Genomic DNA, 10,096 nt, shown 5'->3' with positions numbered 1-10,096 from the left:
GAGGGGTGGGGTGGGGTGGGGTGGGGCTAGAGGGTTTGGAGGGTGGCTATGCGTTCTTCTAGCTGTTCGATGGTGGCCTGGGCGCTGGGGGGGCCGCCGCAGAGTCGGCGTAGTTCCGCGTGGATCTTGCCGTGGGGCAGTCCGGTGCGGTGGTGCCGGGCGGCCACCAGGGCGTTCAGTTGACGCCGTAGCGCGACCCGGCGCTGGGCGGCACTCAGGGGCACCACGGGCGCGGCGGGGGCCGTAGCGGCCGGCTCAGCGGCCCGGACGGCTGCCCGCCGGCGCTGCGCGGCGAGCTGGTCGGCTTGGCGCTTGGTCAGCAACTGCGACACCTGGGCGGCGGTGAGCAGACCGGGCAGCCCGAGGTACTCCTCCTCCTCCGGGGTGCCGGCCTGGGCGGCGGTGCCGAAGGACGCCCCGTCGAAGATCACCTGGTCCAGTTCGGCGGTCGCGGAGAGCGCGGTGAACCGCTTCTCCAGCTCGCCGCTGGCCTGGTCGTCGCGCTGGGCCCGCTCCAGCAGCTCGTCGTCGAAGCCCTCCCGGTCCTTGGGCTTGCCGAGCACGTGGTCCCGCTCGGCCTCCATCTCGCTGGCCAGGCCGAGCAGGTGTGGCACGCTCGGTACGAAGACCGAGGCGGTCTCGCCGGACCGTCGGGCCCGGACGAACCGGCCGATGGCCTGGGCGAAGTAGAGCGGGGTGCTGGCGCTGGTGGCGTACACCCCGACCGCCAGCCGGGGGATGTCGACGCCCTCGGAGACCATCCGGACCGCCACCAGCCACCGCTGCACGGACGCCGCGAACGTCGCGATCCGGGCGGACGCCCCCTGGTCGTCGGAGAGGACCACGGTGGCCTTCTCGCCTGTCACCTGCTCGATCAGCTTGGCGTAGGAGCGGGCGTTCTGCTGGTCGCTGGCGATGATCAGGCCACCGGCGTCGGCCATTCCGGCGTTGCGCAGCACGGTCAGCCGGGCGTCGGCCGCCCGGAGCACCTGCGGCATCCAGTCCCCGGCCGGGTCGAGGGCGGTCCGCCAGGCCTGGGCGACGAGATCCTGGGTCATCGGCTCGCCGAGCCGCGCCGCCAGTTCGTCCCCGGCGTTGGTCCGCCACCGGGTCTCCCCCGAGTACGCCAGGAACAGCACCGGACGGACGACCCCGTCGCGCAGCGCGTCGGAGTAGCCGTACACCGAGTCGGCGCGGGACCGCAGCAGCCCGTCGCCGCCCCGCTCGTAGGTGACGAACGGAATCGGGTTGTCGTCGGAGCGGAACGGCGTGCCGGTGAGCATCAGCCGGCGTACCGCGGGTTCGAAGGCGTTCTTGACCCCGTCGCCCCACGAACGGGAGTCGCCGGCGTGATGGATCTCGTCGAGGATGACCAGGGTGCGTCGGGTCATCGTGCGTCGCCGGTGGACCTGCGGGGCCATCCCGACCTGGGCGTAGGTGACGACCGCGCCGTGGAAGTCGGCGGCGGAGTGCAGGTCGGCGTTGCGGAACGCGGAGTCGAGCTGGATGCCGACCCGGGCCGCGGCCTCGGCCCACTGGGTCTTCAGGTGCTCGGTGGGGGCGACCACGGTGACCGCCTCGACGGTGCCGTCGACGAGCAGCTCGGCGGCGATGCGCAGGGCGAAGGTGGTCTTGCCGGCGCCGGGGGTCGCCACCGCCGTGAAATCGTCGGTACGACGGCGCAGGTATTCCACCATCGCCTTGCGCTGCCAGGCACGCAGGGGCGGGAACGTCTCCAATGCCGGCAACCGGGGTGCCACCCGAGGCTCCTCTCCGACCGCACCGAGGCGGATCCGGGCCGAGGGCCACGGTTCCGCCGCCCATGAAAACGCCTCCGCGCAGAGAATGCCGCGAAGGCCGGCCCAGCATAACCAGCCGGGGCCGGCAACCCCAGTCGACACCACGCCCGTCGCCCCGACCAGCGCCGTCACGAGAAGTGGATCACAGGCGGCGGCGGAAAGGCGGATCAGAAGCGGGGACGGCCGGGACCGGTGTCCGGGGGGTGCATCGTCGCCACCGGGGCCGACCAGCGCCGCCGTAGCGCCACCAGGCGCAGGGCGAAGACCAGCAGCGCCGCGGCGGTCAGCCCGCCCGCCCCGGCGTACCCCAGCCCCGCCAGCAGCACCACCATGATCGATCCGGCGAGCGCGGCGACGGCGTAGATCTCCCGGCGCAGCACCACCGGTATCTCGGCGGTGAGCAGGTCGCGACCGAGGCCGCCGCCGATCGCGGTGAGCATGCCGATCACCACGGCACCGACCGCCGGCACCCGGGCGTCGAGCGCCTTGAGCGTGCCGGTGACGGTGAACAGGCCCAGGCCGGCGGCGTCCAGCACCAGCACGGTGGTGCGCAGCCGGGCGAGCTGTGGGTGCAGCCAGAACACGGCGGTCGCGGTGACCGCGGCGGTGGCGGCATACCGCCAGTCGGCGAAGGCGAGCGGTGGGACCTCGTCGATGACCAGGTCGCGGACGATCCCGCCGCCGAGCGCGGCGACGAACCCGACGAAGACGACGCCGAACAGGTCGAGCCGCTTGGCCACCGCCGCGGAGGCCCCGGAGGCGGCGAAGACGGCCACCCCGGTCAGGTCGGCCAGGAGCAGGGCGGTGGAGGTGGTCACACCGCCGAAGGGTACGCCGGGCGGTCCGCCGGACCGCCCGGGATCACTCGCGGTACGAGTCGTAGATCTCCTTGCACTTGGGGCAGACCGGCGAGCCGGGCTTGGCGGCCTTGGTCACCGGGAACGTCTCGCCGCAGAGCGCCACCACGTAGGTGCCCATCACGGCACTCTCGGCGATCTTCTCCTTGCGCACGTAGTGGAACATCTCGGGACCGGTGTCGGCGTCCTTCAACTCCGGACGCTCAAGAACCTCTGTACTCACAGTCACACCTCCAACTGCCCAAGTTTGGCAGGTCGACCGGGTCCGGTCCACCGCAGCCCACCCCGATGGTGGCCGTTACGGTAGCCGACGTGACCACCTTCCACATCCGCCCTGGCACCGAGGTCGCCGCCGCCCTGCGTGACGGCCGTCCCGTCGTCGCCCTGGAGAGCACCATCGTCTCGCACGGTCTGCCCCGACCGGACAACCTGCGGGTCGCCCGGGAGATCGAGCAGACGGTACGCGACGCCGGCGCCGTCCCCGCCACCATCGGCATGGTCGGCGGCGAACTCGTCGTCGGCCTCGACGATGCCCAACTGACCCGCCTCGCCACCATCGACGGGGTGGCGAAACTCTCCGTCCGCGACCTCGCGGTGGCCGCTGCCACCGGCGCGGACGGGGCCACCACCGTCGCCGCCACCAGCGCGGTGGCCGCCGCCCTGGGGATCGGCGTCTTCGCCACCGGAGGGCTGGGCGGGGTGCACCGGGAGGCGGCGCAGACCTTCGACGAGTCGGCCGACCTGGTCACCCTGGCCCGTACCCCGATCGCGGTGGTCTGTGCCGGGGTCAAGTCGATCCTCGACGTCGGGGCAACCCTGGAGCGGCTGGAGACCCTCGGTGTCGGGGTGCTCGGCTACCGCACCCGGCGCTTCCCCGGGTTCTACCTGACCGACGCCGGCTTCGACCTGGACTGGTCGGTGGAGTCCCCCGAGCAGGTCGCCGAGGTGCTGGCCGCCCGGGAGCAGCACGGCGTGCACCGCGGCGGGCTGATCGTGGCCAACCCGCTTCCGGTCGACGAGCAGCTCGACCCGGCGCTGCACGACCGGACCCTCACCGAGGGGCTGGCCCGGTTGGGCCGCGACGGGGTCACCGGCAAGGCGGTCACCCCGTTCCTGCTGGCTTACTTCCACTCGGCCACCGAGGGTGCCAGCCTGGCGGTCAACGTGCGGATCATCCTGCGCAACGCCGACCTGGCCGCCCGGATCGCGGTCGCGTCGGCCCGGCACGGCACGGCATGACCGGTCCGGGCCGGATCGTGGTGGTCGGCGACCTGATCACCGACGTGGTGGCGGTGCTGGCCGGGCCGTTGGCCACCGGTTCGGACACCCCGGCGACGATCAGGGTCACCGGTGGTGGTCAGGCGGCCAACACCGCCGCCTGGATCGCCGCCCAGCACGCACCTGTGACGTTGGTCGGTGCGGTCGGCGACGACAGCGCCGGCCGGGACCGGGTGGCCGAGTTGGAGCGGGCCGGGGTGGACTGCGCGATCGAGGTGCACCCACGGGCCACCACCGGGACGGTGATCGTGCTGGCCACCGCAGCCGAACGGACCATGGTCACCGAGCGGGGGGCCAACCTGCGGCTGACCGTCGGGCACGTCGACCGGGCTGTGGCGACGCTGCCCGACGCGACCCACCTGCACCTGTCGGCGTACTGCCTGCTGGATGCCGGGTCGCGACCGGCCGGGCTGCGGGCGTTGGCCGCGGCCCGCGAGCGGGGGCTGACCACCAGCGTCGACGCGGCCTCCGCCGCACCGCTGCGGCGGATCGGCGCGGCGGCCTTCCTGTCCTGGGTACGCGACGTCGACCTGCTGCTCGTCAACGCGGACGAGGCGAGCGTGCTGGCCGGCGGGCTGGACCCGGCGGCACAGGCGCGGGCGTTGTCGGCGGCGGCCCGGCGGGTGGTGGTGAAGCGCGGTGGTGCGGGCGCGATCTGGGTGGACCGGCGGGCGACGATCGGGGTGGTCCCCTCGCTGCGGGTCGCGGTGGTGGACGTCACCGGCGCCGGGGACGCCTTCGCGGCGGGCCTGCTCACCGCCTGGACGGCCGGCGCGAAACCGCGTGCCGCGCTGACCCGCGCCGCCGACCTCGGCGCGCTGGCGGTCTCCACGGTGGGTGCCCGCCCCGCCCCGGAGGCGGCAGCAGGGTAGCGGTGGTGGACGCCTGCGCCGGGAGCCGTGGTCAGGGCTCGACGTCGATGACCCGGTGCGGGCGTTCCTCGGCGGTGAGGCTCATCGGCGGGGTCTCGTCGCGGTGGCGGGGCTGGAACCGGTTGGCGAGCCGGTGCTCCTCCTTGGGCGGACGGTCGTTGGCGAGCAGCACCGCCAGCCAGGGAATGAGGATCATGCCCAGCGCCACCAGGGGCAGCCAGAGCCAGAGCAGCGGGGCCTTCGTGCCGACCAGGACCGCTCCGGCGATCACGCAGGCCACCCGGATGCCCATCATCAGCACGTACCGCTTCTGTCGGCTGGTGAGCTGGTCGTCCTGGCTACGCGAGGCGTCGGTGATCAGAATCGGCTGGTACGCCTGACGCTTCACCATGGACCTCCTGAGGGGATTGCCCCCATCCTGTCACCGCACCACCTTGATCAGCGAAAATCGGCGCATACCATCTCGCGTGTTACGTGCGTGGTACGCTGCGCGGGTGGGCAGCCGGTTCAGCTTCACCGACGAGGCGTTGACCAACCTGCGGGTCTACGACGTCACCCCCGGGGAAGTCTGGGAGGCGCTGCACAGCACCCGCCGGGTGATCCGGCACCTCGGCGAGGACCTGACGGTCGTCTACGCCGCGAACCGTCGCGGCCGACGGCTGGCCGTCCTGCTCGCCGAGGCCGACGGCACCGACCACGACTGGGACGTCCTCTCCGCCCGCGAACTGAGCGATGTCGAGGCCAAGCGCTACGACGAGACCGTGCGGAGAACGCGCCGATGAGGAGGCGACGGCGATGAACCGTAACGAGGCCATCAAGCGATTCCACGACGGCGACGACACGTTCGCCGAGCTGATCGACGACAGTCAGCCGGTGGAGCTGCCCGCCCCCGACACCGACGTGCCGATGGTCAGCCGCTCGGTACGCCTGCCGATGGACACCTACGAGCGGGTCCGGTCGGTGGCGGAGGCCCGCGGCATCGGGGTCACCACGCTGATGCGGCAGTGGATCGAGGCGGGCCTGGCCGACCTGGACGACTCGGCCACCGTCTCGCTCGCCGACGTGCGCCGGGCGCTCGCCGCGCTCTCCCGCCCCACCGCCGCCTGAGGCACCCGTACCCGACCGCGCGTCGCCTGGGTGACCGCACCTGACGTGCGTCGTCCGCCATCGCCCGCCGTCGCCGCTGTCGCGGATCTCGACGAGCCGCAGCGACCCCGGTTGCGTCAGCCGCCGCCAGCCTTCGCCGCCGCGCCGGCCCCGCGCCGTTCTTCGCCGCCGCTCTGACCCCTCACCCGGCCTTCGCCGCCGCTCTGACCCCTCACCCGGCCTTCGCCGCCGCCTTGGCCTGCTGTTTGTACTCGCGTACCCGGCGCAGCGACTCCGCGTCGGTGACGTCGGCGACCGACCGGTACGCGTCCGGGTCGCCGTAGCCGCCGGCGGCCTCCCGCCAGCCGTCCGGCCGGACCCCGTACCGCTTGCCGAGCAGGGCGACGAGGATCTGCGCCTTCTGGGTGCCGAAGCCGGGCAGGTCGACGATCCGGCGCAGCAGTTCCCGCCCGTCGGTGACGTCGGCCCAGAGCCGGCCGGCGTCGCCGTCGTACCTGTCGACCAGGATCCGGCACAGCTCCTGCACCCGGCCGGCCATCGCCTTGGGGAAGCGGTGCAGTGCGGGTGGACCGGTGAAGACCGCCACCAGCGCCTGCGGGTCGTAGTCGGCCAACTCCCGGGCGTCCGGGTCGTGACCCAGCCGCTGGGCGAGCACGTACGGCGACGAGAAAGCCTTCTCCATCGGCACCTGCTGGTCGAGAAGCATCCCCGTCAGCAGGGCCAGCGGGCTGCGTTCCAGCAGCCGGTTGGCCTCGCCGTCGATGGGCAACGAGAACGTCATCCCCCCATCCTGCCCCCTCGACGCGGCGCGGCCCGGCGAACACCACTGGTGTCCACCGGGCCGCAGGTGAGGTCGCGTCAGTTCACCACGAAGAGCAGCCGGTTCGGCGAGCCCGAGCCGGGGTTGGTCACCACGCCGGTGGTGGCGCTGCCGGTCAGGGAGCTGGCCACCTGGGCGGGGGTGTAGGAGGGGTTGGCCGACAGGACCAGGGCGGCGGCGCCGGCGACGTGCGGGGACGCCATCGAGGTGCCGCTGATCGAGTTGGTGGCGCTGTCGTTGGTGTTCCAGGACGACGTGATGCTCGACCCGGGGGCGAAGAGGTCGACGCAGGTGCCGTAGTTGGAGTAGGAGGCCCGCCCGTCGGTGCTGGTGGTGGCGCCGACGGTGATCGCCGAGGCGACCCGTGCCGGCGAGGAGTTGCAGGCGTTGGCGCTGGAGTTGCCGGCCGCCAGCGCGTACGTGACGCCCGAGCTGATCGAGTTGGCCACCGCGTTGTCGAGGGCGGTGCTGGCCCCGCCGCCGAGGCTCATGTTGGCCACCGCCGGCTTGACCGCGTTGGCGGTCACCCAGTTGACGCCGTTGACCACACCGGTGGTGCTGCCGCTGCCGGCGCAGTTGAGCACCTTCACCGCGATCAGCCGGACGCCCTTGGCCACACCGTACTTGGTGCCGCCGACGGTGCCGGCGACGTGGGTGCCGTGGCCGTTGCAGTCGGTGTTGTTGGAGTCGACCGTGTTGGTGCCCCAGGTGGCCCGCCCGCCGAAGTCGGTGTGGGTGGTCCGGATGCCGGTGTCGATGATGTACGCCCGCACGTTGGTGGCCGTGTTCGGGTAGGTGTAGCTGGAGTTCAGCGGCAGGTTGCGCTGGTCGATCCGGTCCAGGCCCCAGGACGGCGGGTTGGTCTGGGTCGCCTGGACGGTAAGCACCCGGTCCTGCTCCACGTAGGCCACCGCCGGGTCGGCGGCGAGCCGGCGGGCCTGGCTGGCGCTCATCTTCGCGCTGAAGCCGGTGAGCGCGGCGCTGTAGACGTCGGCGACGTTTCCGCCGTACCGCTTGGTGAGGCTGGCGGCGCGGTCCGGCACGGCGGTGTGGGCGGCGCGGCTGTTGGCGGCGCCGACAGCGTCGCCCTTGAGCACGACCAGGTAGCTGCCGCTGATCGCGCCCGGCGCGGAGTCGTAGCGGATCTGACCGGTGGGGGCGGCGAGGGCGGGGGCACCGGCGGCGACGGAGAAGGCCGCGGCGGCGGCCGCGACGGCGACCGCGCGGATCGCGCGACGTCGGGGGACGGACACGTCGGACATCGTCTGAACTCCCTACCGGGTACGACCGGACAGGCGGGGCCGTCCGAACGTCCCATCGACTGATGTTGGGGGAATGCTAACCAGACATCGACACACGTAACAGAGATAACGGCCAGGGGATTGAGCTGGTGTTATGGATGTCCCGGGTGCCCGCCACCGGACGCCTCCGCACCAGGCAGGATGACGGGGTGGACCGTTACGACATGCTGCTCTCCCCCGCCGGCGTCGACGCGCTGCGTACCGCGCTCACCCGCGCCGACTTCACCGCCAACGGCATCGCCGGCCGGCTCGGGCCGCAGGCCACCGGCGGGGTGGCCCGCAACGACTTCCGGGCCGCGTTGCGGGCCACCGAGGACCGGGACGCGCTGGCCACCCTGATCCGGGTGTTCGTCTGCGACCAGACCGAACCCGAAGCGGCGGTCGCCGCCGCGCTCGCCCCGCTCGACCTCGCCGAGGCGGTCGCCGCCGGCCTGGTCGAGCCGTACGGCGACGGCCTGCGCGCCGGGGTGGACCTGGAGCCGTACGGGGACACCTGGTGGGTGCTCGCCGACGTGCCGGCCAGCGCCCGCCCGGGTCGAGCGCTGCACAGCGAACACGTGCTCGGCATCGGCGGGGCCACCCAGACCCTGATCGGGGCGACCGTACGCCGCCCTGTCGGCACCGCGCTGGACCTGGGCACCGGCTCCGGCGTACAGGCCCTGCACCTGGCCACCCACGCCCGGCAGGTCACCGCCACCGACGTGTCGGAGCGGGCACTGCGCTTCGCCGCCACCACCGCCGCCCTCAACGGGCAGGACTGGGAACTGGTGCGCGGCGACCTGGTCGCCCCGGTGGCCGGCCGGCGGTTCGACCTGGTGGTCAGCAACCCGCCGTTCGTGGTCGGGCCGGGCACCACCACCCACGTCTACCGGGACTCCGGCCGGGTCGGCGACGCGATCGGCGCCGAGCTGGCCGCCGCCGCGCCGGGCCTGCTCACCGAGGGCGGGACCATGCAGTACCTGGCCAACTGGGTACACGTCGCCGGGGAGGACTGGGCGGAGCGGGTGACCGGCTGGTTCGCCGGCACCGGCCTGGACGCCTGGGTGATCCAGCGCGAGGTCGCCGACCCGATGGCGTACGTGCACCTGTGGCTGACCGACGTCGGCGAGGCGGCCGACCCGCACCGGGCGGCGGCCTGGCTGGACTGGTTCGACGCGCACAAGGTCGAGGCGATCGGCTTCGGCATCGTCTCGCTGCGCCGGGGTGGCCACGAAGACCCGACAGTGCGGGTGGAGGACCTGCGGCAGCGGGTCGAACCTCCGCTGGGCGACCAGGTCACCGCCTGGTTCGACAGGCAGGACCTCGTACGGGACCGGGGCGTCGACGGCCTGCTCGCCGCGCGCTACCGGGCCGCCCGCGGGTTGCAACTGCGGCAGGAGGCGACGATCGGCGACGAGGGCTGGGCGGTCGACCGGCAGGTCCTGACCATGCCGCACGGGCTGCGCTGGAGCGAGGAGGTCGACCCGCTGGTGCTGGCCCTGGTCGGCGGCTGCGACGGGCGGCTGCCGCTGCGCGACCAGCTCGCCCTGCTCGCCGCCGCACACGACGTCACCGTCGACGAGTTGGCCGAGGCGGCCGGCCCGATCGTGGCGCACCTGGTCGAGCGGGGCATCGTCGAGCCGGTGACCGACTGATGCGGGCGGTGGTGCAGACCGTCGGCCGCGCCAGCGTCACGGTCGACGGCGAGGTGGTCGGCGCGATCACCGACGGTCTGCTGGTGCTGCTGGGCATCACCCACACCGACACCCCCGAGCTGGCCGGGACGATGGCCCGCAAGGTGCACGAGCTGCGCATCCTCGACGACGAACGCAGCGCCGCCGACACCGGTGCCCCGATCCTGGTGGTCAGCCAGTTCACCCTCTACGGCGACGCCCGCAAGGGTCGCCGGCCGAGCTGGACCGCCGCCGCCCCCGCCGAGACGGCCGAACCCCTGGTCACCGCCGTGGTCGAGGCGCTGCGCGCCCGGGGCGCGACGGTCGAGACCGGCCGCTTCCGCACCCACATGCTCGTCGAGAGCGTCAACACCGGCCCCCGCACCCTCCTCCTGGACCTGTAACCCACC

General features: G+C 73.2%; 12 protein-coding genes. 6 read left to right on the top strand and 6 right to left on the bottom strand.

Translation table 11 applies throughout. The annotated features are described in order from the left end of the window. Nucleotides 1-26 precede the first annotated feature (26 nt). From AC0AIB_RS30460 to AC0AIB_RS30450, 3 genes are all read right to left on the bottom strand, one after another. A complete protein-coding gene (locus AC0AIB_RS30460; RefSeq protein WP_328338786.1) occupies nt 27-1,760 on the bottom strand; it encodes a DEAD/DEAH box helicase in 1,734 nt (577 codons plus the stop codon). A gap of 206 nt (nt 1,761-1,966) precedes the next feature. Continuing rightward, entirely contained in the window at nt 1,967-2,617 is a 651-nt protein-coding gene (locus tag AC0AIB_RS30455) for a trimeric intracellular cation channel family protein (RefSeq protein WP_328338788.1), read from the bottom strand. A 43-nt stretch (nt 2,618-2,660) separates the two neighbouring features. Continuing rightward, nucleotides 2,661-2,885: a DUF3039 domain-containing protein gene (locus AC0AIB_RS30450; protein WP_176739083.1), complete on the bottom strand. Its 225-nt coding sequence runs from the start codon at nt 2,883-2,885 to the stop codon at nt 2,661-2,663. Between the two features lie 83 nt (nt 2,886-2,968). On the opposite strand from AC0AIB_RS30450, the gene AC0AIB_RS30445 reads away from it, so the two are divergent. Together AC0AIB_RS30445 and AC0AIB_RS30440 are read left to right on the top strand one after the other, a co-directional pair. Then, nucleotides 2,969-3,895: a pseudouridine-5'-phosphate glycosidase gene (locus AC0AIB_RS30445; protein WP_465097993.1), complete on the top strand. Its 927-nt coding sequence runs from the start codon at nt 2,969-2,971 to the stop codon at nt 3,893-3,895. Next, complete coding sequence (locus tag AC0AIB_RS30440) at nt 3,892-4,806, top strand: carbohydrate kinase family protein (protein WP_465097992.1); 915 nt, start codon at nt 3,892-3,894, stop codon at nt 4,804-4,806. The genes AC0AIB_RS30445 and AC0AIB_RS30440 overlap by 4 nt, the downstream gene beginning before the upstream one ends. Nucleotides 4,807-4,837: 31 nt before the next feature. Here the strand turns inward: AC0AIB_RS30440 and AC0AIB_RS30435 are convergent, their stop codons facing one another. Continuing rightward, nucleotides 4,838-5,197: a DUF3099 domain-containing protein gene (locus AC0AIB_RS30435; protein WP_328338796.1), complete on the bottom strand. Its 360-nt coding sequence runs from the start codon at nt 5,195-5,197 to the stop codon at nt 4,838-4,840. A 103-nt stretch (nt 5,198-5,300) separates the two neighbouring features. On the opposite strand from AC0AIB_RS30435, the gene AC0AIB_RS30430 reads away from it, so the two are divergent. Continuing rightward, the gene (locus AC0AIB_RS30430; RefSeq protein ID WP_328338798.1) at nt 5,301-5,588 is read left to right on the top strand and encodes a hypothetical protein; all 288 of its coding nucleotides are present in this window, start codon (nt 5,301-5,303) and stop codon (nt 5,586-5,588) included. Between the two features lie 13 nt (nt 5,589-5,601). Next, nucleotides 5,602-5,913, top strand: coding sequence for a hypothetical protein (locus tag AC0AIB_RS30425; protein WP_328338799.1), 312 nt, complete (start codon nt 5,602-5,604; stop codon nt 5,911-5,913). Nucleotides 5,914-6,124: 211 nt separating this feature from the next. Here the strand turns inward: AC0AIB_RS30425 and AC0AIB_RS30420 are convergent, their stop codons facing one another. Beyond that, on the bottom strand, nt 6,125-6,694 hold the full coding sequence (locus tag AC0AIB_RS30420) for an HhH-GPD-type base excision DNA repair protein (RefSeq protein ID WP_328338801.1): 570 nt from the start codon (nt 6,692-6,694) through the stop codon (nt 6,125-6,127). Between the two features lie 77 nt (nt 6,695-6,771). After that, on the bottom strand, nt 6,772-7,995 hold the full coding sequence (locus AC0AIB_RS30415) for a S8 family peptidase (protein ID WP_465097991.1): 1,224 nt from the start codon (nt 7,993-7,995) through the stop codon (nt 6,772-6,774). A 188-nt stretch (nt 7,996-8,183) separates the two neighbouring features. Between AC0AIB_RS30415 and AC0AIB_RS30410 the strand changes: the two genes are divergently transcribed. Beyond that, on the top strand, nt 8,184-9,668 hold the full coding sequence (locus AC0AIB_RS30410) for a DUF7782 domain-containing protein (RefSeq protein ID WP_328338803.1): 1,485 nt from the start codon (nt 8,184-8,186) through the stop codon (nt 9,666-9,668). Next, nucleotides 9,668-10,090, top strand: a complete 423-nt coding sequence (gene dtd / locus AC0AIB_RS30405; RefSeq protein ID WP_328338805.1) for a D-aminoacyl-tRNA deacylase — start codon at nt 9,668-9,670, stop codon at nt 10,088-10,090. The genes AC0AIB_RS30410 and dtd overlap by 1 nt, the downstream gene beginning before the upstream one ends. Nucleotides 10,091-10,096: the final 6 nt, after the last annotated feature.

The sequence above is a fragment of the Micromonospora sp. DSM 43699 genome, assembly GCF_055517075.1.
This window is presented reverse-complemented; position numbering and strand designations above follow the sequence as displayed.

What these genes read in the sequence shown, in the direction of transcription:
- AC0AIB_RS30415 (WP_465097991.1), bottom strand. Translation starts at nt 7,995, where the DNA reads ATGTCCGACGTGTCCGTCCCCCGACGTCGCGCGATCCGCGCGGTCGCC.
- dtd (WP_328338805.1), top strand. Translation starts at nt 9,668, where the DNA reads ATGCGGGCGGTGGTGCAGACCGTCGGCCGCGCCAGCGTCACGGTCGAC.
- AC0AIB_RS30435 (WP_328338796.1), bottom strand. Translation starts at nt 5,197, where the DNA reads ATGGTGAAGCGTCAGGCGTACCAGCCGATTCTGATCACCGACGCCTCG.
- AC0AIB_RS30425 (WP_328338799.1), top strand. Translation starts at nt 5,602, where the DNA reads ATGAACCGTAACGAGGCCATCAAGCGATTCCACGACGGCGACGACACG.
- AC0AIB_RS30420 (WP_328338801.1), bottom strand. Translation starts at nt 6,694, where the DNA reads ATGACGTTCTCGTTGCCCATCGACGGCGAGGCCAACCGGCTGCTGGAA.
- AC0AIB_RS30440 (WP_465097992.1), top strand. Translation starts at nt 3,892, where the DNA reads ATGACCGGTCCGGGCCGGATCGTGGTGGTCGGCGACCTGATCACCGAC.